The organism is Streptomyces cinereoruber, from assembly GCF_009299385.1.
Lineage (GTDB): Bacteria > Actinomycetota > Actinomycetes > Streptomycetales > Streptomycetaceae > Streptomyces > Streptomyces bikiniensis.
Window position 1 is genome coordinate 3,850,384 of record NZ_CP023693.1, and the last position, 24,733, is coordinate 3,875,116.

Here is a 24,733-nt window from a genome sequence, read left to right on the forward strand (position 1 = left end):
CGTCTGTCGCCTTCTCGCCGGTTTCACGTGAAACCGTGCACGTCGGGCACGACGCTCACGGCGTCACGCCGGGCGTCACGCCCAGGTGATCAGTCGCTTCGGCTGTTCCAGGATCGCGGCGACGTCCGCCAGGAACTTGGAGCCGAGTTCGCCGTCGACCAGGCGGTGGTCGAAGGAGAGGGCCAGGGTGGTGACCTGACGCGGCTTCACCTTGCCCTTGTGGACCCACGGCTGGAGCTTGATCGCGCCGACCGCGAGGATCGCGGACTCGCCGGGGTTCAGGATGGGCGTGCCGGTGTCGACGCCGAAGACGCCGACGTTGGTGATGGTGAAGGTGCCGCCCTGCATCGCCGCCGGGGTCGTCTTGCCCTCGCGGGCCGTGGCGACCAGCTCGCTCAGGGACTTCGAGAGCTCGGGCAGGGTCTGGGCGTGCGCGTCCTTGATGTTCGGCACGATCAGACCGCGCGGGGTGGCCGCGGCGATGCCCAGGTTCACGTAGTGCTTGAGGACGATCTCCTGCGCCGCCTCGTCCCAGGCCGCGTTGATCTCCGGGTTGCGCCTGACCGCGACCAGGACGGCCTTGGCGATGAGGAGCAGCGGGTTGACCCGCAGGCCCGCCATGTCCTTGTCGGACTTGAGCTCCTCGACCAGCTTCATCGTGCGCGTGACGTCGAAGGTCACGAACTCGGTGACGTGCGGGGCGGTGAAGGCCGAGCCGACCATCGCCGCCGCCGTGGCCTTCCGTACGCCCTTGATGGGGATACGGGTCTCCCGGGCGCCGGACGACGCCACGGAGGTCTCCGCGGCGGGTGCGGCGGCCTGAGCGGCGACGGGCGCCGGGGCCTGGACCGGCGCGGCCGGAGCCGGGACCGGGGCCTCGACGGCCGGTGCGGGCGCCGGGGCGGCGGCCGCGTGGACGTCCTCGCGGGTGATGATGCCGTCCGGCCCGGTCGGGACGACCGTCGCCAGATCGACGCCGAGGTCCTTGGCGAGCTTCCGGACCGGCGGCTTGGCCAGCGGCCGGCCAGCTCCCGCGGCGTGCCCGTTGAGCTGCTCGGGTACGGAGACGGCGGCGGGCGTCTGCTGGACGGGGGCGGCCGGGGCGGCCTCCCCGGCCCCCTTGCGGGGGCGGCGCTTGGTGGAGCCGGCGGCCACGCCGTAGCCGACGAGGACCGGCTGACGGCCCTGCGGCTCGTCCTCCTCCTCGGCGACCGGCTCCGCCGGCACGGCCTGGGCCGCCACGGACTCGGTCACCGGGGCGGCCGGGGCGGCCGGGGCGGGGGGCGCGCCGCCGCCGACGTTCACCGAGATGATGACCTGGCCGACGTCGACCGTCGTGCCCTCGGGGAAGCACAGCTCGTGGACCGTGCCGTCGAACGGGATCGGCAGCTCGACGGCCGCCTTGGCCGTCTCGACCTCGCACACGACCTGCCCGTCGGTGACGGTGTCACCGGGCTGGACGTACCACTTGAGGATCTCGGCCTCGGTGAGGCCCTCGCCCACGTCGGGCATCTTGAATTCGCGGATCGTCACGGTGCTCTCCTCAGTACGCCAGCGAGCGGTCGACGGCGTCGAGCACGCGGTCGAGACCCGGCAGGTACTCCTCCTCCAGGCGCGCCGGCGGGTACGGCGCGTGGTAGCCGCCGACCCGCAGGACGGGGGCCTCCAGGTGGTAGAAGCAGCGCTCGGTGATCCGGGCGGCGATCTCCGCGCCGGAGCCGAAGAAGACCGGGGCCTCGTGGACGACGACCAGGCGGCGGGTCTTCTCGACCGAGGCCTGGAGGGTGTCGAAGTCGATCGGGGAGATCGAGCGCAGGTCCACGACCTCGACGGACTTGCCCTCCTCGGCGGCGGCCGAGGCCGCCTCCAGGCAGGTCTTCACCATCGGGCCGTAGGCGACGAGGGTGAGGTCCGTGCCCTCGCGGGCGACCCGGGCCTTGTGCAGCTCGCCCGGGATGGCCTCGGTGTCGACCTCGCCCTTGTCCCAGTAGCGGCGCTTGGGCTCGAAGAAGATGACCGGGTCGTCGCTCTGGATCGCCTGCTGGAGCATCCAGTAGGCGTCGGAGGGGGTCGCCGGGGTGACGACCTTGAGGCCCGCGACGTGCGCGAAGAGCGACTCGGGGGACTCGGAGTGGTGCTCGACGGCGCCGATGCCGCCGCCGTACGGGATGCGGATGACGACCGGCACCTTCACCGCGCCGAGCGAGCGGGCCCGCATCTTCGCGAGCTGCGTGACGATCTGGTCGTACGCGGGGAAGACGAAGCCGTCGAACTGGATCTCCACGACCGGCCGGTAGCCGCGCAGCGCGAGGCCGATGGCGGTGCCGACGATGCCGGACTCGGCGAGCGGGGTGTCGACCACCCGGTCCTCGCCGAAGTCCTTCTGGAGGCCGTCGGTGATCCGGAAGACGCCGCCGAGCTTGCCGACGTCGAGGCCCATGACGACGACCTTGGGGTCGGTCTCCAGGGCTGTGCGCAGCGACTCGTTGAGCGCCTTCGCGAGGGGAAGCTTCTGAACAGCCATGATTACTCGGCCTCTCCGTCCGCGAAGGACGCCTGGTAGGCGGCGAACTGCGCGCGCTCCTCGTCGACGAGCGCGTGCCCGTCCGCGTACACGTTGTCGAACATCGCCATGTGCTCCGGTACGGGCATGGCGCGGACGACCTCGCGGACGTTCTTGCCGAGGGCCTCGCTCTCCGCCTCCAACTCCTCGAAGAAGGCCGCGTCGGCGTGGCCCTCGTTCTCCAGGTACGCCTTGAGGCGCAGGATCGGGTCCTTGGCCTCCCACGCCTCGCGCTCCGCGTCGCGGCGGTAGCGGGTCGGGTCGTCGGAGGTGGTGTGGGCGGCCATCCGGTAGGTGAAGGCCTCGATGAGCGTCGGGCCCTCGCCGCGGCGGGCGCGCTCCAGGGCCGAGCGGGTGACCGCGAGGCAGGCCAGGACGTCGTTGCCGTCGACGCGGACGCCGGGGAAGCCGAAGCCGCGGGCGCGCTGGTAGAGCGGGACGCGGGTCTGCTTCTCGATGGGCTCGGAGATCGCCCACTGGTTGTTCTGGCAGAAGAACACGACCGGGGCGTTGTAGACCGCGGAGAAGACGAACGACTCGTTGACGTCGCCCTGGCTGGAGGCGCCGTCGCCGAAGTACGCGAGCACGGCGGAGTCCGCGCCGTCCTTGGCGATGCCCATGGCGTAGCCGGTGGCGTGCAGGGTCTGCGAGCCGAGGACGATCGTGTACAGGTGGAAATTGTTGCTGTTGGGGTCCCAGCCGCCGTTGTTCACGCCGCGGAACATTCCCAGCAGGTTCGTCGGATCGACGCCCCGGCACCAGGCGACGCCGTGCTCGCGGTAGGTCGGGAAGACGTAGTCGTCGTCCCGCAGCGCGCGGCCGGAACCGATCTGGGCGGCCTCCTGGCCGAGGAGCGAGGCCCACAGGCCCAGCTCGCCCTGGCGCTGGAGGGAGGTGGCCTCGGAGTCGAAGCGACGGGTGAGGACCATGTCGCGGTAGAGGCCGCGCAGCTCCTCGGCGCTCAGGTCGATGTCGTAGTCGGGGTGCTGGACGCGCTCCCCTTCGGGCGTCAGGAGTTGGACGAGCTCGGGCTCCGTCGCTCCCGCCGCGGCGCGCGTGCTCGTCTTCTTGGTGGTGCTCGGGCTCGCGCTTGCGGTGCGCTTGGTGCCGCTGCTGCGTCGCGTCGTCTTGCGCGCGGCAGTGCTCTCCACGGTCACGTGCGTGCTCCTCCGTCGGTCCGGCCCCCGGGTTCGCCGGTGAGGCCAGTGCGGCTCTCCGCCTTATCCGTACCCTTCGCACGGGGTGGGTGCGACGCGGCCGGGGTCGGGCGTGACAAGTGCCCCGGCGAGCGCCCTGTCATAGGCACGTTACCCACAGCGCGGCATTCCCGCGAAACCCCTCTTGACCTGCGTTTTTGCTTGGATTTCCAAGTAAATCGAGAAAAGGGGGAACAGCGGCTGGTCAGCGCGTCGGCAACGGCCTGGAGGGCCGCCGGAACAAGCGGCACGTTATCCCGCGCACCCCGGGCGCGGGAAGAGCCAATATGTGAGACTGACCCCGTGCGCGAAGAAGGAAAAATCAGGGTATTTCTGCTGGACGACCACGAAGTCGTCCGGCGCGGCGTCCACGAGCTGCTCTCCATGGAGGAGGACATCGAGGTGGTCGGCGAGGCCGGTACGGCGGAGGACGCCCTGGTCAGGATCCCCGCGACCCGCCCCGACGTCGCGGTGCTCGACGTCCGGCTCCCGGACGGCAGCGGTGTCGAGGTGTGCCGGGAGGTCCGCTCCCGGGACGAGGACGTCAAGTGCCTGATGCTGACCTCGTACGCGGACGACGAGGCCCTCTTCGACGCGATCATGGCCGGGGCCTCGGGCTACGTCCTCAAGGCCATCCGGGGGACCGAGCTCCTGAGCGCGGTACGGGACGTGGCGGCCGGCAGGTCGCTGCTCGACCCGGTGGCGACCGCCCGGGTCCTGGAGCGGCTGCGCGACGGGAACGCCCCGAAGGGCGACGACCGGCTCGCCAACCTGACGGACCAGGAGCGCAGGATCCTGGACCTGATCGGCGAGGGCCTGACCAACCGGGCGATCGGCGAGCGGCTGCACCTCGCGGAGAAGACCATCAAGAACTACGTCTCCAGCCTGCTGTCGAAGCTGGGCATGGAGCGGCGCTCGCAGGCGGCGGCGTACGTGGCGCGGCTGCAGGCCGAGCGGCGCTGAACCGGTCCGCTGCGGGCCCGCGCGGCCCGTCTTCCTCGGAACCCGCGCTGCCCGTCGGCTCAGGGACCCGCGCTGCCCGTCGGCTTCGGGACCCGCGCTGTCCGTCCGTTTCGGAACCCCCGCACCCCGTCCGCTTCGGGACCTACGTCCCGTCCCGAGGGGGCGGGGGCCCCTTTCCGGGCGTCCGGTGGTGACGGAGAGTGGACGTCATGTCCACCGACGAGATCCGCGCCATCGAGCTGCTGAACCGCGTGACGTACGGGCGGGTGGCGGCGAGCATGCGGGCGATGCCCTTCGTCGCCCCGGCCCGGCACGTCGTGGCCGACGGCCGCGTGCTGCTCCGGATGCACGAGCGCCTCGGCTACCACCGCGTCTGCGACGGCGGCGTGGTCGCGTACGGGGCCGACAACTTCGGCTCGGGGACCGAGCACGTCTGGTCCGTGCAGTTCAGCGGCACCGCGCGGGTCGTGGAGCCGACCGCGGCGGAGCGCGCAGCCTTCGGGCCCGAGCCGGAGCGGGTGGACGGCGAGCCGTTCGTCCCGGTCTACCTGCGGATCGAACCGCAGTTCGTGACGGTGCACGCGCTCGACTACGCGAGCGAAGCCGTCGGGGTTCCGACCGCGGCCCGTTCCGTACGGCGACGCCTTCACCACGCAGCGTGATCTAACATCTGGCGGGTGCCGCGCTCATCTGAAACCCTCGCCCCGCCGACCGGCGCGCCGCCACCCCCCGCCCGCCCCGTCGGCATCCTGCCGCCCCGGACGGCCACGGCCCCTGGCGCGCCCCCCGTCGGCGTCCTGCTGCGCCGGTACCGGCACGCCGGGGAGCCCCTGGCCTGCGTGCCGGTCACCGAGGGGCTGCTCAACCGGGGCTTCCGGCTCACCACCACCCGCGGGACCTACTTCCTCAAGCAGCACCTGGACGCCGCCACCGCCGACCGGGCCACCGTCGCCCGCCAGCACCGCGCCACCCAGCGCCTGCACGCCCTCGGGCTGCCCGTCGCCCCGCCGCTCGCCGACGCCCGGGGGCGCACGGTCGCCGTCGTCGGCGGCCGCTGCTACGCCCTGCACCCCTGGGTCGAGGGCCGCCACCGGGACGGCGGCCAGCTCACCACCGGCGGCTGCCGCCGCCTCGGCACCCTCCTCGGGCAGGTCCACACCGCGCTCGACCGGGTCATGGGCGCCCCCGGAGCCGCCGGGCCCGACGGGACGCCCGGCGGGACGGACGCGGACGCGTGCGCGAGCGCGGACCCCCAGGACACCTTCCGCGCCATCGACGAGCTGATCCGCCTCGTCCGCGCGCACCGCCCCCGCGACAGCTTCGACGCGCTCGCCGAGCACCGGCTCAGGGAGCGCCGGGCGCTGCTCGACCGGCACGCCCACCACCGGCCCCCGGCCGCCTCGGCCGCCGGCTGGGTGCACGGCGACTTCCACCCGCTGAACCTGCTCTACCGGGGCGCGGAGCCCGCCGCGATCGTCGACTGGGACCGGCTCGGGCTCCGCCCGAGGGCCGAGGAGGCGGTCAGGGCCGCCGCCATCTTCTTCGTACGGCCGGGGGGCGAGCTGGCCCTGGGGAAGGTGCGGGCCTACGCGCGCGCGTACCGGCGGGCGGCGGGCGCCGACGGCGCCGAGCTGGCGGCGGCGGCGCACCGGGTGTGGTGGGAGCGCCTGAACGACTTCTGGACCCTGCGCTGGCGCTACCAGCTGCACGACCGGAGGGCCGACGCGCAGTTCCCCGCGGTGTCGGCCCTGGCGGTCTGGTGGACCCGCGAGTACGAGGCGGTGCGGGAGGCCTTCGCGGGGTGAGGCCGGTGCCTGCGGGGCCCTGCTGGCCCGAGCCCCGCCGTCGGGTCCTTCGTCAGCCGGAGGCGCCGCTGGTGGCCGGCGGCTGCGTGCCCGTGCCGCCGTCGTCGCCGTCGTCCCCGCCGTCGCCGCCCCCGGAGGGGTTGCCGGGCGTCTCGGTGGCGGGCGTGCTCGGAGGACGGGTCGTCGGCTCGCTCGTCTTCGTGGGCGTGTCCGTGGGGTCGACCGGCGGCGTGGTGGCCGGCTCGGTCGGCGTCTCGGTGGTCGGCGTGCCCGTGGGCCAGTCCGGCTGCCGCGTCGGCTGCTCGGTCCACGGCTCCCGCGTCGAACCGCCGCTGGACGTGCCCGGGTCCTGCGTCTGGTCCTGGGTGGGCTCCTGCGAGGGCGTGGGCTCCTCCGAGGTCTTCGTGGACGGCGAGGTGGTGACGGTCGGCGTCTTGTTCTCCGTACCGCCGCCGCCGTTCCCGCCCGCCTTGCTGAGGGCGAACGCGACCCCGGCGACCACCGCGACCACGGCGAGCGCGGCGAACAGCCACACCTTGCCCCGGCCGCCGTTGCCGCCGCCCTGCGACCCGTACGAGCCGCCCTGGCCGTAGCCCCCGCCGCCCGCACCGCCGTCGTAGCCGCCGTCGTCGGGGTTCACCGGCGGGAGGATCGGGCGCTGCGCGGTCTCCCCGTGCATCGGGTGGCCCATCGCGGTCGTCGCGGCCACGCCGCCGGCCGGGGTCCGCCCGCCGTCGTGGACCTCGATCGGCCCGGTGTTCCACGTGCCGGTGTAGCCGCCCTGCTGCTGGAGCATCTGGAGGGCGTACTGGATGAGCCCGCGCATCTCCTCGGCGCTCTGGAACCGGTCGTCCGGCTCCTTCGCGAGCGAGCGCATCACCAGGCCGTCCAGCTCAGGCGGCACGGACCCGGTCACGTCGGACGGCGGGACCGGCGCGTCCTGGACGTGCTGGTAGACGACGGACAGCGGGGTCTCGCCGGTGAAGGGGGGCCGCAGCGCGAGGAGTTCGTAGAGGAGGCAGCCCGTCGCGTACAGGTCGGAGCGGTGGTCGACGGCCTTGCCGAGCGCCTGCTCGGGGGAGAGGTACTGCGGCGTGCCCATGACCATGCCGGTCTGGGTCATCGTCGACTGCGCGCCGTGCAGGGCGCGGGCGATGCCGAAGTCCATGACCTTGACGGCGCCGCCGTGGGTGATGATCACGTTCGCCGGCTTGATGTCGCGGTGCACGATGCCGTGCTGGTGCGAGTAGGCCAGCGCCTCCAGGACCCCGGAGACGATGATCAGGGCCTGCTCGGGGCCGGGCGCCTCGGCGCTCAGCAGCAGGTCGCGGATGGTGCGGCCCTCGACCAGCTCCATCACGATGTACGGCACGGGCCGGCCGCCCACCAGGTCCTCGCCGGAGTCGTACACGGCGACGATCGCGTGGTGGTTGAGCCCGGCGACGGACTGCGCCTCGCGCGTGAAGCGGGCCTTGGAGACCGGGTCCTCGGCGAGGTCGGCGCGCAGCAGCTTGACGGCCACGGTGCGGCCCAGCCGTACGTCCTCCGCCGCGAACACCTCGGCCATGCCGCCGCGTCCCAGACGGTGCGTCAGGCGGTAGCGCCCGTCGCCGACGACGCCGCCGACGCCCCAGGATTCCGCGGCCGCGTCCGGCGCACCGCCACCTGCTCCGGATTCGGGTGCCATCAGTCCTCGCCGTCGTCTGTCGTGCCGTGTCCAGTCGTCACGCTACAGGCTCCGTGGGACATCACGGTCCGAGATGGACCGGCCATCCAACCCCGTTCACGTACACCTGTGCAAATTCGACGCATTCACGCACCGGTTCGGAAACGCTTCCTGTGCGGAGGGTCACGTAACGGGCACCCGGCTTGACGTGTCACAGCCCTGGGGCAGACTTGGCCGGGAAATCCATATCGACGCCGCCACGCGCGCGTGTAGGGGGAGCACAGATGAGCCAGGACGGCGGACAGGGCCGCTACGCGGGCGGTTCGGTCGCGGGCGGCCGGTACCAGCTGCGCGACCTTCTCGGCGAGGGCGGCATGGCGTCGGTGTACCTGGCGTACGACAGCGCCCTCGACCGGCAGGTCGCCATCAAGACGCTGCACACGGAGCTGGGCCGGGAGCAGTCCTTCCGCGAGCGGTTCCGGCGCGAGGCGCAGGCCGTCGCGAAGCTCTCCCACACCAACATCGTCTCGGTCTTCGACACCGGCGAGGACACCCTCGACGGCGCCGTCATGCCGTACATCGTCATGGAGTACGTGGAGGGGCAGCCGCTCGGCTCGGTCCTCGCGGCGGACGTGCGGCAGTACGGCGCGATGCCGGCCGACAAGGCGCTGAAGGTCACGGCGGACGTGCTCGCCGCCCTGGAGGTCAGCCACGAGATGGGCCTGGTCCACCGGGACATCAAGCCGGGCAACGTGATGACGACCAAGCGCGGCGTGGTCAAGGTCATGGACTTCGGCATCGCGCGGGCCATGCAGTCGGGGGTCACCTCGATGACGCAGACCGGCATGGTCGTCGGCACCCCCCAGTACCTCTCCCCCGAGCAGGCCCTCGGCCGCGCGGTGGACGCCCGCTCCGACCTCTACTCGGTCGGCATCATGCTCTTCCAGCTGCTCACGGGCCGGCTCCCCTTCGACGCCGACTCCCCGCTCGCCATCGCGTACGCACACGTGCAGGAGGAGCCGGTCGCCCCGTCCTCCGTCAATCGCTCGTTGACGCCGGCGATGGACGCGCTGGTCGCCCGCGCGCTCCGGAAGAACCCGAACGAGCGGTTCCCGAGCGCGGCGGCCATGCGCGACGAGTGCCTGCGGATCCTGTCGGCCGGGCAGACCGGCGCCCCCGTGATCGTCACGGGCGGGCCGGTCAGCAGCGGCGCGGGCGTCGGCTCGGCGGTCTTCCCGCCGGTCGGCCAGACCCCGCCGCCCGGGCCGCACGGCGTGCAGCAGCCGTACATGCCGCCGACGCCCCAGCCGGGCCCGTACGGCCAGACCCCCGCGCCCGCCCCGTCGTACGGCTACCCGCAGCAGGCCCCGACGCCCGCCCCGTACGGCCAGACCCCCGCGCCCGCGCCGTACGCCCCCCAGACGCACGTGCCTCAGACGCACGCGCCCGCCCCGGCGGGCGGCGGCTCCCGGCGGAACACGCCGGTGATCGTCGGCGCGATCGCGGTCGCCGTGCTCGCGATCGGCGGCCTGGTCCTGGCGCTCAACCTGAACAAGGACGGCAAGGAGGACCCGCAGGCGGGCGGCGCCGGCGGCACGGGAACCCAGCAGAGCCAGTCGGCGGCGCCGGGCCACAAGGGTCCCGACCTGACCAAGACCGTCGACGTGAAGAAGTGCACCCAGCCGAGGGAGTCGAGCGACGACCCCGAGAAGTTCGAGGTGCCCAACTTCAAGTACAAGAACATCCAGTCGGTGAAGGACTGCATCCAGGCCGCCGGGTGGAAGGTCAAGGTCCAGACGCCGGTGGACGAGGCGACGTACGGCGAGGGCACGGTCCTGGAGCAGTACCCGCCGTCCGGCACGGACATCACCGCCAAGGACGCGGAGTTCACCCTCCAGGTCTCGACGGGCAACCCGCCGCAGTAGGCACGGGACCCGCCAGGAGCCTCCCCAAGGCCTGCCGCGAGCCCTCTCAAAGCCTGTCGAGCGCTCGTCCGATGCCTGTCGGACGCCCAACGGATGCCGGAATCGTCCCGACATGTGACGCTGATTCGGACACCTCGGCGGCTCGGTACGGGAGGGGGTCACCCGGTGACTCCAGTACGCGGCGGGGCACGGGCGCGAGCCCCGCGCCCCGCGCTCACCTGCGCGTTCGCCTGCGCCTGCGCCCTGTACGCCGCGCCCCTCGCACATACGGCGGAACCTCCCGGCGCCACGACGAGCGGCACCACGGCGAGCACCACGGCAAGTGCCGCTGCGGACACCAGGACGGGCGCCACCTCCCCGGCGTCCCCGCCCCCCTCCGGGTCCGCCACGCCCCCGCCGGGTCCGCCCTCCACGACCGCCCCGACGCCGGTCTCCGCCTCCGCGCCCCCTCCCGTCTCCGCCTCCGCGTCCGCCCCCGTTTCCGCGTCCGCCTCCGCCCCGCCGGGGCGCCCCGGGAGCGCCGTCCCGCCCGCTCCCGCGCCCGCGGGCCCCGGAGCGGGCCGCCCGGTCGTGCGGCCCGCCGAGCCCTCCGGCACCCCCGCCCCGGACGCCTCCCTCGCGGGGCGGCCCGCCGCCGAGGGCCGGCCCAGGCCCGGCCGCACCGAGACCGCCCCGACGCCCTCGGAGAGCCGCTTCCGTACCGAAACCGCCACGGAATCGGAGCCGTGGGAGCACGAGGAGGAGGGCGGAGGGGTACGCGAGGAGGAGGCCGCGTCGCCCGGGGCCGTGCCCGCCGACCTGCCCGCCGTCGCGCCCCGGGCGGAGAGCGGGCCCGCCTCCGACCTCGTCCACCAGCGGGTTCCCGTACTCACCCTGGGGGTGGGGCTGGCCCTGATGGGGCTCGGGATCGGCTTCCTGGGACTCCGGATGCGCCGCCGCTGAACCGTCGCGGGAGCCGGGGTCCCCCTTGAGTGGGACCCCGCGCTTCCGCCTCAGGTCGGTTGTCCGCGACGACATACCCGGTATACATACTGAGTATGTCCATCCGCCACGGGCTCCTCGCCCTCCTCGAACGCGGCCCGCGTTACGGCTCTCAGCTCCGTACGGAGTTCGAGTCCCGCACCGGCTCCACCTGGCCGCTCAACGTCGGCCAGGTCTACACGACCCTCAGCCGGCTCGAACGCGACGGCATGGTCGCGCAGGGCGGTGAGGACGAGGCCGGGCACACGCTCTACACGATCACCGACGGCGGCCGGGCCGAGCTGAGGGCCTGGTTCGAGAAGCCGGTGGACCGCACCAGCCCCGCCCGTGACGAACTGGCCATCAAGCTCGCCATGGCGGTGGGCGCGCCGAGCGTCGACATCCGCGACGTCATCCAGTCCCAGCGCCGGCACACCGTGAAGGCGATGCAGGACTACACCCGGCTCAAGGCCCAGGCGCTCCTGGCCGTCGAGAGCGGCGGGGCGCGGGAGCGGGACGACGTGGCCTGGCTGCTCGTCCTGGAGCAGCTGATCTTCCAGACGGAGGCCGAGGCGCGCTGGCTGGACCACTGCGAGTCCCGGCTGATCCGCCTCTCGGCGACCGCCCGGTCGGCCCAGGACGCGCCGAATGCGCCGGACGGGCCCGATGGCGAGGCTCCCGCTCCCGCCGTACGGGCGGGCGCCCGGACCGACCACCCGTGACCCCGGCGGACGACGGCTCATGACCCCGCAGCGGCCGATCGGCCGCCCGTGACCGAGGGGCGCGCCGACCGCTCGCCCGCGCCCCTTCCGTACGTCCGACGCACCACCTTCGCACCACCTTCCACCGCACGCTCCGTGCCCGGCCGATCGCCCGGCACGCCAAGGGGGGAACCCTTCCATGTCCGCACAGCAGCCCGTGCTGCAACTGAAGAACCTGACCCGGGTCCACGGCTCGGGCGCCACCGAGGTGCACGCCCTGCGCGGCATCGACCTCGCCGTGTACCCCGGTGAACTCGTCGCCGTCATGGGTCCGTCCGGCTCCGGCAAGTCCACCCTGCTCACCATCGCGGGCGGCCTGGACTCCCCCACCTCGGGCGAGGTGATCGTCGAGGACACCGACATCACCAAGGTCGGCATCAAGGAGCTCGCGGCCCTGCGCCGCCGCAGCATCGGCTACGTCTTCCAGGACTACAACCTCATCCCGGCCCTGACCGCCGCCGAGAACGTCGCCCTCCCCCGCGAGCTGGACGGGACCTCCGCCCGCAAGGCGCGCGTCGAGGCCCTCGCCGCCCTGGAGGAGATGTCGCTCGGCCACCTCGCCGACCGCTTCCCCGACGAGATGTCCGGCGGCCAGCAGCAGCGCGTGGCCATCGCCCGCGCCCTGGTCGGCGACCGCCGTCTGGTCCTCGCCGACGAGCCGACCGGCGCCCTCGACTCCGAGACCGGCGAGTCCGTCCTCGCCCTGCTCCGCACCCGCTGCGACGCGGGCGCCGCCGGCGTCCTCGTCACCCACGAGCCGCGGTTCGCCGCCTGGGCCGACCGCGTCGTGTTCCTGCGGGACGGCGCCATCGTCGACCAGACCGTGCGCAGCGAGGCCGACTCCCTCCTCTCGGGCCGGGTGGCGGAGGCGTGAAGACCTGGTTCCACTCCTGGCGGGCCGCGATCCGCATAGCCCGCCGTGACGCCTGGCGCGCCAAGGGCCGCAGCGCCCTCGTCCTCGCGATGATCGCCCTGCCCATCCTGGGCGTCAGCGCCTTCGACCTGACCTTCCGCAGCGCGGAGCCGTCTCCCGCCGACCGGGTGGAACGGGCGATCGGCGCGGCCGACGCGCGCTTCCGGGACGCCCAGATGGGCGGCGTGCCGATCCTCCAGGACCCGGCCGGTGACATGAACGCACCCGCCAGGAAGCAGGACGACGAGCGGTGGCCGTCGGGCCCCACCGACGTCACCAAGGCCATCCCCGCGGGCTCCACCGTCCTCACGGACCGCGTCGGGTCGGCCAAGCTGACCACGTCCCACGGCCTGCTCATGACCGAGGTGCGCGAGCTGAAGGCGTCCGACCCGGTCGCCCGGGGCATCATGACGCTCCTGGAGGGGCGTCACCCGGAGAAGAGCGACGAGGTCATGGCGACCTCGCACTTCCTGGAGAGCAGCGGTCTGTCGATCGGATCGACCCTTTCCGCTCGCAACTTCGACCGCCCGTACCGGATCGTCGGCTCCTACGAACTTCCCGACTCGCTCGACACCGCTCAGGTCAACGCGCTCCCCGGCGCCTTCCTCGCCCCGTACGCGAAGGCCGTCGAGAAGTCGGGTCTGCCGGCCCCGGAGTCCTCCGTCTCGTACCTGGTGCGGAAGGCCGGCGGTTTCACGTGGAACAAGGTCCAGGAGATCAACACCAAGGGCGTCATGGTCACCTCGCGTGCCGTGCTGCTCTCCCCGCCCGCCGACGCCGACGTCCCGCTCTACCAGAAGGACGGCTGGGGCAATTACGAGGCCGGGTCCGCGGATCGCGCCGCCGAACTCGCCGCGGTCGCGACCGTCGTGGGCCTGGCGATGCTGGAGATCTGCCTCCTCGCCGGCCCCGCCTTCGCGGTCGGCGCCCGCCGCTCGCGCCGCCAGCTCGGCCTCGTCGGCGCCAACGGCGGTGCCCGCAGCCACATCCGGGCGATCGTGCTGAGCGGCGGTCTGGTCATCGGCGTCGCGGCGGCCGTCGTCGGCACCGTGCTCGCCGTGGTCCTGACGCTGGCGCTCCAGCCGCTCCTCGAAGAGGCGATGGGGAAGCGGTTCGGCTCCTTCGACGTCCGGCCGCTCGAACTCCTCGCCATCGCGCTGCTCGCGGTCCTGACCGGTCTGCTCGCCGCGATCGTCCCGGCGATCACCGCCTCCCGGCAGAGCGTCCTCGCGTCGCTCACCGGCCGGCGCGGTGTCCGCCGCAGCAGCCGGGTCCTGCCGGTGATCGGCCTGGTGGCCCTCGTGATCGGCGCGGCCGTCGCCCTCCTCGGCTCCCTCGTCACCGAGCAGGTGGCCGTGGTGGCGGCCGGCTCCGCCCTCGCCGAGCTGGGCGTGGTCGCGATGACCCCTGCCCTGGTGGGCCTGTTCGGACGCGTCGGCCGCTGGATGCCGCTCTCCCCGCGCCTCGCGCTGCGGGACGCCGTCCGCAACCGGGGGCGTACGGCTCCGGCCGTCGCCGCCGTGCTCGCCGCCGTCGCGGGGACGGTCGCCGTCTCCACGTACATGGCCAGCCGCGAGGCCGAGAACAGGGCCGCGTACCAGCCCCAGCTGCCGTACGGCGTCGCCGCGGCCTTCGTCCGCGAGGAGGGCGGCCGGGACGTCCCGGCGGTCCGCGAGGCCGTCCAGCGGTACCTGCCCGTCGACGTGCGCGCCGACGTCGAGCGCGTCTCGGTCGGCAAGCCCGGCTGCCCGCCGTGGGGCGGCGACCCGGGCTGCGGGCGCTTCGAGGTCGTCGTGCCCCCGGCGAACGAGTGCCCGCTGTACGTGGCGGTCCCGGGCCGCGAGGACCCCGCGGAGAGGTTCACCCCCGACCAGCGGCGGAAGATGGTCACCGAGGACTGGCGCTGCAAGGAGTCCTCCAGCGGCGGGATGTACAGCGCCGACGGCGGCCTGCTCGTCGGTGACGCCAAGCTCCTCCAAGTGCTCGGCGTCGACGACCCCGCGGCCGTGAAGGCCCTCGCCGACGGCAAGGTCGTCACCTTCGACCGTGCCCAGGTCGACAAGAACGGCACCGTCGGGCTCAAGCAGATCACCGACAACGCCGCCGCCGACAAGGCCATGGAGGAGGGCCGCCCCGCGCCCGGCAAGGTCAGCACCGTGCCCGCCTACCTCGTGCCCGGCGGCAAGAAGTCCTACGGCGTCCAGGCCCTGATGACCCCGGCCGCGGCCGAGGCCGCCGGTCTCTCCACCGTGCCGCTGGGCATGTACGCCAGCACGGACCGGCTCCCGGACGCCGAGCAGCGGCAGAAGCTCGACGGCGAGATCGCCAAGCTCGCCAGCGGCGTCGAACTGCACGTGGAGGAAGGTTTCGTCAACAAGTACGGCATCGTCCTGCTCTCGCTGGCGATCTTCGCCGGCCTCGTCACCATCGGCGCCGCCGGCATCGCCACCGGGCTCGCCCAGGCCGACGCCGAGGCCGATCTGAAGACGCTCGCCGCCGTGGGCGCCCCGCCCCGGGTCCGCCGTACGCTCAGCGGTTTCCAGTGCGGAGTCGTCGCCACGATGGGCGTGGTCCTCGGCTCGGCCGCCGGGATGCTGCCCGCCGTGGGGCTCCGGCTCACCGAGGAGCGCGACCAGCTCCGCTTCCACGAGGTGAGCATCGCCCAGGGCTGGACCGGCACCGACACGGCGCCGCCGGACGTGCCGATCGTCGTCCCATGGGAGACGCTGGCCGTCCTGCTCGTCGCCGTCCCGCTGGGCGCCGCCCTGCTCGCCGCCCTCGTGACCCGCTCGCGCGGCGCGCTGGCCCGGCGCGCGGCGACCTGACGTCCTTCGCCGCCCATCTGTGCCCCTGTACGAGGGTGGATCACCTTCGTACAGGGGCACACCCCGTGGTGAAGCACGTGTACGAGAGAATGGCGGCATGGAGATGCCGAGGAATGACAGGTCGCAGGAGAGCCCCCAGGTCCTCATCGTGGGACAGGACGGGATGGCGCTCGGCGGCACTCAGGGCGACGACGAATCCCGCGAGGTCCCGGTGACGGAAATGGTCGAGCAGCCTGCGAAGGTCATGCGGATCGGCAGCATGATCAAGCAGCTCCTGGAAGAAGTACGCGCGGCACCTCTCGACGAGGCCAGCCGGGTCAGGCTCAAGGACATCCACGCCAGCTCCGTGAAGGAGCTGGAGGACGGGCTCGCGCCCGAACTGGTCGAGGAACTCGAACGTCTCTCCCTGCCGTTCACGGACGAGGCGATCCCCTCCGAGGCGGAGCTGCGCATCGCGCAGGCGCAGCTGGTGGGCTGGCTCGAAGGCCTCTTCCACGGCATCCAGACGGCGCTGTTCGCCCAGCAGATGGCGGCCCGCGCCCAGCTGGAGCAGATGCGCCGGGCGCTGCCGCCGGGCGTCGGGCACGACGATGACGACGACCACGGCCCGGGCCACGCGGTCCGCTCGGGGCCGTACCTGTAAGGACGCACGCGGAGGGGCCCAGCACACACGGCGTGTGCCGGGCCCCTTTCGTGTCGTACGGGGCGTACGCGCGTCGTACGGGTCGTCCGGAGGCGGTCGCGGGACGGGCCGGGCTCTTTCGGGTCGTACGGAGGCGGTCCCGGGGCGGGCCGGGCCCTTGCGTACCGCGCGCCGGGTCAGGCGCCGGGCGCGAGGAGCAGGACCTTGCCCACGTGGTCGCCGGCCTCCAGCGCCCGGTGCGCGTCGGCGGCCTCCGGCAGCGGCAGCGTGCGGTCGACCACCGGCCGGACCGTGCCCGCCTCGATCAGCGGCCAGACGTGCTCCCGGACGGCGGCGACGATCGACGCCTTCTCCCGCAGCGGACGGGACCGCAGCGTGGTCGCCATGACCGCGCCGCGCTTCGCGAGCAGCGCCCCGAGGTTCAGCTCGCCCTTCACCCCGCCCTGGAGGCCGATGATCACCAGGCGCCCGTTCACGGCGAGCGCCTTCACGTTCCGTTCCAGGTACTTGGCGCCGACGATGTCCAGGACGACGTCCGCCCCGGCCCCGTCCGTCGCCTTGGACAGCTCCTCCACGAAGTCCTGCTCGCGGTAGTCGATGAGCACGTCCGCGCCCAGCTCGGCGCAGCGCGCCAGCTTCCCGGCGCTGCCGGCGGTGGCCACGACCCGGGCTCCGACCGCCTTCGCCAGCTGGATCGCCATCGTGCCGATCCCGCTCGCGCCGCCGTGCACGAGCAGCGTCTCGCCCGGACGCAGGTGGGCGATCATGAAGACGTTGGACCAGACCGTGCACGCGACCTCGGGGAGCGCGGCGGCCGTGGCCAGGTCGAGGCCCTTCGGCACCGGAAGGAGCTGCCCGGCCGGGACCACGACCTTCTCCGCGTAGCCGCCGCCGACGAGCAGCGCGCACACCTCGTCGCCGACGGCCCAGCCGGACACCCCGGGGCCGAGCGAGGCGATCCGGCCCGAGCACTCCAGACCGGGGTACGGGGAGCTGCCGGGCGGCGGGTCGTAGAAGCCCTGGCGCTGGAGCAGGTCGGCGCGGTTGACCGCGCTCGCCACCACCTCGACGAGCACCTCGCCCTCGCCGGGCACGGGATCGGGCACCTCGGACCAGACCAGGGCCTCGGGACCGCCGGGTTCCGGAATCGTGATCGCATACATGGCGGCGAGGCTACTCCCGCGATCACCGCCGGGGCGGGTTCGCCGTGGTGGATCCGGCCGCCGGGCGGACTCAGTCCTCCGGAGGCGTGGAGAGCCGGGTCACCGGCGTGGCGCGCACGATGGTGATCACCCGGTCGGTCAGCTGGAGCGGGCTGGCCGCGGGGTCGTCGTAACTGAGCAGGCGGTGGCCCCGGAGCACGCTCACCACCAGGTCCTCGGTCTCCCGGGGGCTCTTGCCCGCCTCGCTCTTGGTCACGGGGCGGTCGACCAGGTCGAGGCCGGAGCCCTGCTGGATCAGGTCCTCCATCACCGTGCCGGCGCTGGGGCTCAGCACCGAGAGGCCGAGCAGGCGTCCGGCGGCGCTGGCGCTGGTGATGACCGCGTCCGCGCCGGACTGGCGCAGCAGCGGCGCGTTCTCCTCCTCGCGGACGGCGGCGACGATCTTCGCGCCCCGGTTGAGCTGGCGCGCGGTCAGGGTGACCAGGACGGCCGTGTCGTCGCGCTGGGTGGCGATGACGATCTGGCGGGCGCGCTGCACCTCGGCGCGGAGCAGTACGGCGCTGCGGGTCGCGTCGCCGATGACACCGACGAAACCGTCCGCGTTCGCCGTCTCGATCACCTTGCTGGAGGGATCGACGATGACGATCTGCTCCTTGCTGAGCCCGGTCGCGCAGAGGGTCTGGATCGCGGACCGACCCTTCGTGCCGAACCCGACGATGACGGTGTGGTCGCGCAAGGTGGACCTCCAGCGGTTCAGCCGGAACTCCTCCCGGGTCCGCTCGGTGAGGACCTCCAGGGTGGTGCCGACCAGAATGATCAGAAACAGCACGCGCAGGGGCGTGACCAGCAGGATGTTGACGAGCCGCGCCGTGTCGCTGTACGGGACGATGTCGCCGTATCCGGTGGTGGAGAGCGTCACGGTCGCGTAGTAGGCGCAGTCGAGGAAGTCGAGCGTCTCGTCGGCGTTGTCGTGGTAGCCGTCGCGGTCGAAGTAGACGAGGAAGATCGTCACGACGAGGACGCCGAGCGCCATGAGCAGCCGCTTGCCGACCTGGCGCAGCGGCCGCTCCACCTCCCGGCGGGGCAGGGTGACCCGGGGGCCGCTGATCTTCTCGTCCGCGTGGCGGGCCATCACGTCGCGACTGGGAAGTTTCACGTGAAACACGCTCCTTGGGCCGGTACGGCCCCCGCCGTCGGCGGCCAGGGAAGATCGAGGACGTCCAGTTCCTGTCCGGGTCGTGCCCCGCCGGGCGGGACGACGACCAGGCCGTCCGCGGCAGCGATGCCGCGGAGCATGGCCGGACCGTTGTAGCGCAGCGGAACGGCCGTTCCGCCGTGGCGGACGACCGGGACGAGCCGTGTGTCATGGGGGTGCCCGTGCACCTCGTCCCGAACGGGCACACGGTACGGCACGGGGGTACGGGGCTCTGATCCGGCCCCGGATTCCGCGGGGGCCCCGGGGCCTGTGGAGGGCTCGGCCTCTGCGGAGGGGCCGGGTCCCGTGGAGGGGTCGGGTTCCGTGGAGGACCCGGGCTCTGCGAAGGGTGCGGGCTCCGTCAGGGCGGCGAGCAGGGGCGCGGCCAGGGTGAGGAGCCCGGAGACGGCCGCGAGCGGGTTGCCGGGGAGGCCGACGAGGTGGCGCACGTGCCGGGGGCGGGCGGGATCGGCGCCGAGGCGGGCGAGGAGCATGGGGTGCCCCGGCCGCACCTTCACCCCGTCGACCAGGAGCACGGCACCGGCCTTGTCGAGCACCCGGTGGACGTGGTCCACGGGCCCGGCGGCGGTGCCCCCGGTGGTGACGACCAGATCGGCGGTGGAGCCGGTGACGGCCGCGTACAGCGCTTCGGCGTCGTCGCCGATCCGGCGGGTGGCGAGGACGTCCGCGCCGAGCGCCGCCAGCCAGGGGCCGAGCATCGGGCCGAGGGCGTCCCGGATGAGCCCGTCGTGGGGGAGGCCGGCGGTGAGGAGTTCGTCGCCGAGGACCAGGATCTCCACGCGGGGGCGGGGCAGTACGCGGAGTGCGTCGTACCCGGCGGCCGCGGCGAGGCCGAGGACGGCGGGGGTCACGGTGGTGCCGGCGGGCAGCAGTTCGTCGCCGGAGCGGCACTCCTGGCCCCGGGGCCGGATGTCCTGCCCGCCGACGACCTCGCGCAGGGCGCGCAGGAGGAGCCGCCCGCCGCGCGGGGGTTCGCCGGTGCGGGGGTGTTCGGGGCCTTCGCTACGGGGCCGTTCGGTCCGGGAGTGCTCCGTGCGGAGGACGGCCGTGGTCCCGGGCGGGACGGGGGCGCCGGTGGCGATCCGTACCGCCTCCCCGGTGGCCAGGGCGGCGGCCGGAGCGTGCCCGGCAAGGACGGCGGCCTCCTCGCGTACGTGCCAGGGGCCGGGTCCCGCGACCGCCCAGCCGTCCATGGCGGAGGTGTCGAAGGACGGCAGGTCGGCGAGGGCCGTGAGGGGACCTGCCAGGACCCGGCCCAGCGCCTCCCCCAGCGGGAGCCCCGACGGCTCCCGGCCGGCCCGTGCCCCGGCTCCGGCGCGGCGCGCGGCGGCCCGCGCCTCGGGCCAGGCGGTGGCCCGGTGCGCGTGCCCGGCCTTCGCACCGCCGGCGGGCCCGGGGTTCTCGTCGGCGGGCCCGGTGGAGTCGGGGGCGTCGCCGGGGGGCGCGGGGACCACGGGAGGGGGCTCCTTCAGGCTCATCCCGACCCGTCCTGCTCGGCCTCCCAGCGCAGGGCGAGCGCCGCGGCCTTGCGGGCGGCCTCCGCGACCGCCTCGGGGCCGCCCTCGCCCGCGCGCGCCGCCGCGTACCCCACCAGGAAGGTGGTCAGGGGCGCGGCGGGACGGGCCACGTTGTGGGCGGCGTCGCGAGCCAGATCGAGCAGGACGTCGATGTCCACGTCCAGCTCGATGCCCAGTTCGTCCTTGACTGCGGTGATCCATTCATCCAGCACGCTCCCATGCTCCCTGATGCGGGCGCGGGCCGTGGCGATGTCCTCCCAGGTGTCGCAGTCGAAGGAGGCGAGGGGGCCCGCGGGGAGCCGGGCGAGCCGGAGGCCGTGCGTGAGGTGACGCAGCGGCAGATGGGCGAGGCCGCCGTGCTCGTGCGCGAGCCGGTCGAGCTCGCGGCGCAGCGGCCCGGCCCGGTACGCGGCGACGAGCGGCTGGTCGCGCCCCTCGGCGTCGGTGAGGAGCACGGCCTCGGCCCCGGGGTCCTCGTCCAGCGCACCGAGGAGGCTCCGTACGGTGGCGCCGTCCAGGAAGGGCAGGTCGGCGGAGAGGACGAGCAGGACGGCGGCCTCCGTCTCCCGCGCCCCCGCGTCGAGGGCGGCCACCGGGCCGCCGCCGGGCGGGTCCTCCCTGGCCCAGCGGACGGGGCGGCCGGTCGGCCGGGGGGACCCGACGACCACGGTCCGGTCCGCGTCGGCGCAGGGCGCGAGAACCCGGTCGAGGAGGGTCCGGCCCCCGACCCGTACCCCGGGCTTGTCCGTGCCGCCGAGGCGCCGGGCGGCGCCCCCGGCGAGTACGACGGCGTCGTGTGCGGTGGTCACCCCAGCAGTATGGGCCGCCGGGGGCCGCGAGGCCCGGCCCGTCCCACGGGGAGAGACGGGCCGGGTGGCGGCGGGTGCCGTCAGACCGTGCGGAGCAGGACCGCCGGTTGTTCGACGCAGTCCGCCACGTACCGCAGGAAGCCGCCCGCCGTGCCGCCGTCGCAGACGCGGTGGTCGAAGGTGAGCGAGAGCTGCACCACCTGACGGGCGGCCAGTTCGCCCCGGTGCACCCAGGGTTTGGGGATGATCCGGCCGACGCCGAGCATGGCGGCCTCGGGGTGGTTGATGATCGGCGTGGAGCCGTCGACCCCGAACACCCCGTAGTTGTTGAGGGTGAACGTGCCTCCCGTCAGGTCGGCCGGGGTGAGCGCGGACTGCCGGGCGGCCTCGGTCAGGCGCCCGAACTCCTCCGTCAGCGACTCGGCCGTCCGCCTCCCCGCGTCCTTGACCACGGGGACGACCAGGCCGCGCGGGGTCTGGGCGGCGAACCCGAGGTGCACGTCCGGCAGCCGGACGATCTCCCGGGCGGCGGTGTCGACCGTGGAGTTGAGCTCGGGGAAGCGGGCCAGGGCGTGGACGCAGATCCGGGCGAGGAGCGCGAGCAGTGAGATCTTCGGCCCGCCCGCCGCGTTCATCGCCGCCCGCGCGGCCATCAGCTCGGTCGCGTCGGCGTCGACCCAGCAGGTCGCGTCGGGGATCTCCGTACGGCTGCGGGACAGCTTGTCCGCCACCGCGCCGCGCACTCCGCGCAGCGGGACCCGCTCGCCCGCGGGGGCGACGGAGGGGGCGGGAGCGACGGGCGCCGGCGCGGGCTCCCGGTGGTCCCGGGCGGTCGCGAGGGCCAGTTCCACGTCGGCGCGCAGGATCAGCCCCTCGGGCCCGGACCCGCGCACCCGCCGCAGGTCGAGCCCCCCGTCCCTGGCCAGCTTCCGCACGAGCGGGGAGATGACGGGCACGGGTCCCTGTCGGGTGGGAGCAGGCGCGGGGGCGGGGGCCGCGACCGGTGCGGGGGTGGCGGCCGGGGCCGTCTGCCGCACCCGGCGACGCCGGGCGGCGGGCCCGGCGGTGCCGTACCCGACGAGGACGTTGCCGGAGTACTCGGACGAGACAGCGGACTCGGCGGAGGCGGCGGTCCCGGTCGGCTCGGCGGCCGCCCCGGCACCCTGCTCCACGGCAGGGGCGGGCCCCGGCCCCCCCGTGCCGCCCACGGCGACCGTCAGGAGCGGTGCGCCGACGGGCAGTTCGGTGCCCTCCTCGCCGTACCGGGCGGTGACGACGCCGCCGTACGGGCAGGGCACCTCGACCATGGCCTTGGCCGTCTCGACCTCGACGACCGGCTGGTCGACGGCGACGACGTCGCCGACGGCGACCAGCCAGCGCACGATCTCGGCCTCGGTGAGCCCTTCGCCGAGGTCGGGGAGCTTGAATTCGAGGACCTGGGCCATCAGTTGCCCGCCTCCCACTGGAGCCGGGCCACTGCGTCCAGGACCCGGTCCACGCCGGGCAGGTGGTGCCGCTCCAGCATCGGCGGCGGGTACGGGATGTCGAAGCCCGCGACCCGCAGCACCGGCGCCTCCAGGTGGTGGAAGCAGCGCTCGGTCACCCGGGCGGCGATCTCCGCGCCGGGGCCGCCGAAGCCGGTCGACTCGTGGACCACGACCGCGCGTCCGGTGCGCCGCACCGAGGCGCAGACGGTCTCGTCGTCGAACGGCACCAGCGAGCGCAGGTCGACCACTTCGAGGTCCCAGCCCTCCGCCTGCGCGGCCTCGGCGGCCTCCAGGCAGACCGGCACCGAGGGGCCGTAGGTGATGAGGGTGGCGCCGGTGCCCCGGCGCCGCACGACGGCCTTCCCGATGGGCTCGACGGACGCGGGCGCCTCGGGGGACCAGTCGGACTTGGACCAGTAGAGCCGCTTGGGCTCCAGGAAGACCACCGGGTCGTCGGAGGCGATGGCCGCGCGCAGCAGGCCGTAGGCGTTCTCGACGGTGGCCGGGGTGACGACGTGCAGGCCCGGGGTGGCCGTGTAGTAGGCCTCGGAGGAGTCGCTGTGGTGCTCGACGCCGCCGATCCCGCCGCCGTACGGCACCCGGATGACGATCGGCATCGGCATCGTGCCGCGCGTGCGGTTGCGCATGCGGGCCACGTGGGAGATCAGCTGCTCGAACGCGGGGTAGGCGAAGGCGTCGAACTGCATCTCCACGACCGGCCTCAGGCCGTACATGGCCATGCCGACGGCCGCGCCGAGGATGCCGGCCTCGGCCAGCGGGGTGTCCGTGCAGCGGTCCTCGCCGAACTCCTTCGCGAGTCCGTCGGTGACCCGGAAGACCCCGCCGAGGGTGCCGACGTCCTCGCCCATCACGTGGACGGTCGGGTCCTCGGCCATGGCGTCGCGCATGGCGCGCTGGAGCGCCTGCGCCATCGTGGCGGGCTTGGCCTTCCCGGCCTTCCCGCCGGCCCCGGACGCCTTGGGTCCGGTCGTCGCGGTCGTCATCACGCCTCACCCTCGGCTTCGAGCTCGGCGCGCAACTGCGCCGCCTGTTCGCGCAGCTGCGTGGTCTGCTCCGCGTACACGTGGGAGAACAGGTCCATCGGGTCGAGCACCGGGTCGGCGTTCATCCGCTCGCGCAGCTCCGCGGCCATCGTCTCGGCGGCCTCGGCCGCGGCGCGCCGGCCGTCCTCGTCCAGCAGGCCGCGCTCGGTCAGTTCCCGTTCGAGGATCAGGACGGGGTCGTGCGCCCGCCAGGTCTCGACCTCGGCGGCCTCCCGGTAGCGGGTGGCGTCGTCGGCGTTGGTGTGGGCGTCGATCCGGTAGGTGACGGCCTCGACCAGGGTCGGTCCGCCGCCGCGCCGCGCGCGGGCCACGGCCTCGGTGAGCACCTGGTGGACGGCGACCACGTCGTTGCCGTCGACCAGCCGGCCCGGGACGCCGTATCCGACGCCCTTGTGGGCGAGGGAGGGGGCGGCGGTCTGCTTGGCGAGCGGCACGGAGATCGCGAAGCCGTTGTTCTGGACGAGGAAGACCACGGGGGCCTGCCAGACGGCCGCGAAGTTCAGGGCCTCGTGGAAGTCGCCCTCGCTGGTGCCGCCGTCGCCGACCATGGCGAGGGCGACGACGTCGTCGCCCTTGAGGCGGGCGGCGTGGGCGAGGCCCACCGCGTGCGGGAGCTGGGTGGCCAGGGGGGTGCAGAGCGGGGCGATCCGGTGCTCGTGCGGGTCGTAGCCGGTGTGCCAGTCGCCGCGCAGCAGGGTCAGGGCCTGGACGGGGTCGAGGCCGCGGGCCACGGCCGCCAGGGTGTCGCGGTACGAGGGGAAGAGCCAGTCCCGGTCCTCCAGGACGGCCGCGGCGGCGATCTCGCACGCCTCCTGGCCGGTGGTGGACGGGTACACGGCGAGCCGGCCCTGCTTGGTGAGGGCGGTGGCCTGGGTGTTGTACCGGCGGCCGCGGACCAGCTCCGCGTAGAGCCGCAGCAGCAGCGCGGGGTCGGCGTCGGCGACGGCGTCCGTGCCGAGCACGCGCAGCGGCTCGGCGTCCGGCAGCAGCGGCGCGGGGTCGGTGCGCGGCTGCCACGTCGGCGGGGTGGTCCGGCGGGCGGGGGCGGCGCCGGGCGGCTCTTGGACTGTCGAACTGCGCTGTTGCAACGAGTCCACCTCCTCGTGGGAGCGGGCATGAAGCCCGAAGGCGGGCGGCGCGAGTGTGGTGCGCCTCACCTACCGATTGTTCGGTCGTGGAGGCATTTTGGCTACAGGCACCTCCAGCCTGTGGACAAACGGTTCTCCACAGCCTGGGATAAGAACAGGTCGTCCACCG

20 protein-coding genes are annotated in these 24,733 nt (G+C 74.0%); 9 read left to right on the top strand and 11 right to left on the bottom strand.

Going from position 1 to position 24,733, the window contains the following annotated elements; genetic code table 11:
* Nucleotides 1-75: 75 nt before the first annotated feature.
* The 3 genes from CP977_RS17195 to pdhA (CP977_RS17205) are packed head-to-tail and all read right to left on the bottom strand — an operon-like array spanning nucleotide 76 to nucleotide 3,720.
* Complete coding sequence (locus CP977_RS17195) at nucleotides 76-1,512, bottom strand: dihydrolipoamide acetyltransferase family protein (RefSeq protein WP_152371582.1); 1,437 nt, start codon at nucleotides 1,510-1,512, stop codon at nucleotides 76-78.
* Between the two features lie 31 nt (nucleotides 1,513-1,543).
* The gene (locus CP977_RS17200) at nucleotides 1,544-2,524 is read right to left on the bottom strand and encodes an alpha-ketoacid dehydrogenase subunit beta (RefSeq protein WP_062753863.1); all 981 of its coding nucleotides are present in this window, start codon (nucleotides 2,522-2,524) and stop codon (nucleotides 1,544-1,546) included.
* Between the two features lie 2 nt (nucleotides 2,525-2,526).
* Nucleotides 2,527-3,720: a pyruvate dehydrogenase (acetyl-transferring) E1 component subunit alpha gene (pdhA, locus tag CP977_RS17205; RefSeq protein ID WP_062753861.1), complete on the bottom strand. Its 1,194-nt coding sequence runs from the start codon at nucleotides 3,718-3,720 to the stop codon at nucleotides 2,527-2,529.
* A 342-nt stretch (nucleotides 3,721-4,062) separates the two neighbouring features.
* Here pdhA (CP977_RS17205) and CP977_RS17210 point away from each other — a divergent pair, with 342 nt between their 5' ends.
* From CP977_RS17210 to CP977_RS17220, 3 genes are all read left to right on the top strand, one after another.
* Nucleotides 4,063-4,722, top strand: coding sequence for a response regulator (locus CP977_RS17210; protein ID WP_062753859.1), 660 nt, complete (start codon nucleotides 4,063-4,065; stop codon nucleotides 4,720-4,722).
* 209 nt (nucleotides 4,723-4,931) lie between these two features.
* Entirely contained in the window at nucleotides 4,932-5,384 is a 453-nt protein-coding gene (locus tag CP977_RS17215; protein ID WP_152370424.1) for a pyridoxamine 5'-phosphate oxidase family protein, read from the top strand.
* An 84-nt stretch (nucleotides 5,385-5,468) separates the two neighbouring features.
* Nucleotides 5,469-6,527, top strand: a complete 1,059-nt coding sequence (locus CP977_RS17220) for a phosphotransferase (RefSeq protein WP_104860684.1) — start codon at nucleotides 5,469-5,471, stop codon at nucleotides 6,525-6,527.
* A gap of 52 nt (nucleotides 6,528-6,579) precedes the next feature.
* On the opposite strand, the gene CP977_RS17225 is transcribed toward CP977_RS17220, so the two are convergent.
* On the bottom strand, nucleotides 6,580-8,214 hold the full coding sequence (locus tag CP977_RS17225) for a protein kinase domain-containing protein (protein WP_062753857.1): 1,635 nt from the start codon (nucleotides 8,212-8,214) through the stop codon (nucleotides 6,580-6,582).
* A 263-nt stretch (nucleotides 8,215-8,477) separates the two neighbouring features.
* Between CP977_RS17225 and CP977_RS17230 the strand changes: the two genes are divergently transcribed.
* The 6 genes from CP977_RS17230 to CP977_RS17255 all read left to right on the top strand — a co-directional run bounded on the left by CP977_RS17230 (nucleotide 8,478) and on the right by CP977_RS17255 (nucleotide 16,220).
* On the top strand, nucleotides 8,478-10,118 hold the full coding sequence (locus tag CP977_RS17230) for a protein kinase domain-containing protein (protein ID WP_152370425.1): 1,641 nt from the start codon (nucleotides 8,478-8,480) through the stop codon (nucleotides 10,116-10,118).
* A 570-nt stretch (nucleotides 10,119-10,688) separates the two neighbouring features.
* On the top strand, nucleotides 10,689-11,060 hold the full coding sequence (locus CP977_RS17235) for a hypothetical protein (protein ID WP_062753851.1): 372 nt from the start codon (nucleotides 10,689-10,691) through the stop codon (nucleotides 11,058-11,060).
* Nucleotides 11,061-11,155: 95 nt separating this feature from the next.
* Complete coding sequence (locus CP977_RS17240; protein ID WP_062753849.1) at nucleotides 11,156-11,800, top strand: PadR family transcriptional regulator; 645 nt, start codon at nucleotides 11,156-11,158, stop codon at nucleotides 11,798-11,800.
* A gap of 178 nt (nucleotides 11,801-11,978) precedes the next feature.
* Nucleotides 11,979-12,713 carry an ABC transporter ATP-binding protein gene (locus tag CP977_RS17245; protein WP_062753846.1) on the top strand — a complete coding sequence of 245 codons (735 nt, stop codon included), beginning with the start codon at nucleotides 11,979-11,981 and terminating at the stop codon, nucleotides 12,711-12,713.
* The gene (locus CP977_RS17250) at nucleotides 12,710-15,577 is read left to right on the top strand and encodes an ABC transporter permease (protein WP_109186788.1); all 2,868 of its coding nucleotides are present in this window, start codon (nucleotides 12,710-12,712) and stop codon (nucleotides 15,575-15,577) included. Before CP977_RS17245 ends, CP977_RS17250 begins: the two co-directional genes overlap by 4 nt.
* A 97-nt stretch (nucleotides 15,578-15,674) precedes the next feature.
* Nucleotides 15,675-16,220, top strand: a complete 546-nt coding sequence (locus tag CP977_RS17255; RefSeq protein WP_062753845.1) for a bacterial proteasome activator family protein — start codon at nucleotides 15,675-15,677, stop codon at nucleotides 16,218-16,220.
* 176 nt (nucleotides 16,221-16,396) lie between these two features.
* Here CP977_RS17255 and CP977_RS17260 read toward each other — a convergent pair whose 3' ends face one another.
* The 7 genes from CP977_RS17260 to pdhA (CP977_RS17290) all read right to left on the bottom strand — a co-directional run bounded on the left by CP977_RS17260 (nucleotide 16,397) and on the right by pdhA (CP977_RS17290) (nucleotide 24,573).
* Nucleotides 16,397-17,383: an NAD(P)H-quinone oxidoreductase gene (locus tag CP977_RS17260; RefSeq protein WP_062753844.1), complete on the bottom strand. Its 987-nt coding sequence runs from the start codon at nucleotides 17,381-17,383 to the stop codon at nucleotides 16,397-16,399.
* A 70-nt stretch (nucleotides 17,384-17,453) separates the two neighbouring features.
* Nucleotides 17,454-18,539, bottom strand: a complete 1,086-nt coding sequence (locus tag CP977_RS17265) for a potassium channel family protein (RefSeq protein WP_079131121.1) — start codon at nucleotides 18,537-18,539, stop codon at nucleotides 17,454-17,456.
* Nucleotides 18,536-20,077 carry a molybdopterin molybdotransferase MoeA gene (locus tag CP977_RS17270; protein WP_152370426.1) on the bottom strand — a complete coding sequence of 514 codons (1,542 nt, stop codon included), beginning with the start codon at nucleotides 20,075-20,077 and terminating at the stop codon, nucleotides 18,536-18,538. Before CP977_RS17270 ends, CP977_RS17265 begins: the two co-directional genes overlap by 4 nt.
* Entirely contained in the window at nucleotides 20,074-20,925 is an 852-nt protein-coding gene (locus tag CP977_RS17275; RefSeq protein ID WP_062753838.1) for an NTP transferase domain-containing protein, read from the bottom strand. Before CP977_RS17275 ends, CP977_RS17270 begins: the two co-directional genes overlap by 4 nt.
* Nucleotides 20,926-21,005: 80 nt before the next feature.
* Nucleotides 21,006-22,370 carry a dihydrolipoamide acetyltransferase family protein gene (locus CP977_RS17280; RefSeq protein WP_152370427.1) on the bottom strand — a complete coding sequence of 455 codons (1,365 nt, stop codon included), beginning with the start codon at nucleotides 22,368-22,370 and terminating at the stop codon, nucleotides 21,006-21,008.
* Entirely contained in the window at nucleotides 22,370-23,416 is a 1,047-nt protein-coding gene (locus CP977_RS17285) for an alpha-ketoacid dehydrogenase subunit beta (protein WP_152370428.1), read from the bottom strand. Before CP977_RS17285 ends, CP977_RS17280 begins: the two co-directional genes overlap by 1 nt.
* Complete coding sequence (pdhA, locus tag CP977_RS17290) at nucleotides 23,416-24,573, bottom strand: pyruvate dehydrogenase (acetyl-transferring) E1 component subunit alpha (RefSeq protein ID WP_152371583.1); 1,158 nt, start codon at nucleotides 24,571-24,573, stop codon at nucleotides 23,416-23,418. Before pdhA (CP977_RS17290) ends, CP977_RS17285 begins: the two co-directional genes overlap by 1 nt.
* Nucleotides 24,574-24,733 lie beyond the last annotated feature (160 nt).

What these genes read in the sequence shown, in the direction of transcription:
- CP977_RS17255 (WP_062753845.1), top strand. Translation starts at nt 15,675, where the DNA reads ATGGAGATGCCGAGGAATGACAGGTCGCAGGAGAGCCCCCAGGTCCTC.
- CP977_RS17245 (WP_062753846.1), top strand. Translation starts at nt 11,979, where the DNA reads ATGTCCGCACAGCAGCCCGTGCTGCAACTGAAGAACCTGACCCGGGTC.
- CP977_RS17200 (WP_062753863.1), bottom strand. Translation starts at nt 2,524, where the DNA reads ATGGCTGTTCAGAAGCTTCCCCTCGCGAAGGCGCTCAACGAGTCGCTG.
- CP977_RS17195 (WP_152371582.1), bottom strand. Translation starts at nt 1,512, where the DNA reads ATGCCCGACGTGGGCGAGGGCCTCACCGAGGCCGAGATCCTCAAGTGG.
- CP977_RS17215 (WP_152370424.1), top strand. Translation starts at nt 4,932, where the DNA reads ATGTCCACCGACGAGATCCGCGCCATCGAGCTGCTGAACCGCGTGACG.
- CP977_RS17270 (WP_152370426.1), bottom strand. Translation starts at nt 20,077, where the DNA reads ATGAGCCTGAAGGAGCCCCCTCCCGTGGTCCCCGCGCCCCCCGGCGAC.
- CP977_RS17225 (WP_062753857.1), bottom strand. Translation starts at nt 8,214, where the DNA reads ATGGCACCCGAATCCGGAGCAGGTGGCGGTGCGCCGGACGCGGCCGCG.
- CP977_RS17285 (WP_152370428.1), bottom strand. Translation starts at nt 23,416, where the DNA reads ATGACGACCGCGACGACCGGACCCAAGGCGTCCGGGGCCGGCGGGAAG.
- CP977_RS17240 (WP_062753849.1), top strand. Translation starts at nt 11,156, where the DNA reads ATGTCCATCCGCCACGGGCTCCTCGCCCTCCTCGAACGCGGCCCGCGT.
- CP977_RS17260 (WP_062753844.1), bottom strand. Translation starts at nt 17,383, where the DNA reads ATGTATGCGATCACGATTCCGGAACCCGGCGGTCCCGAGGCCCTGGTC.
- CP977_RS17230 (WP_152370425.1), top strand. Translation starts at nt 8,478, where the DNA reads ATGAGCCAGGACGGCGGACAGGGCCGCTACGCGGGCGGTTCGGTCGCG.
- CP977_RS17280 (WP_152370427.1), bottom strand. Translation starts at nt 22,370, where the DNA reads ATGGCCCAGGTCCTCGAATTCAAGCTCCCCGACCTCGGCGAAGGGCTC.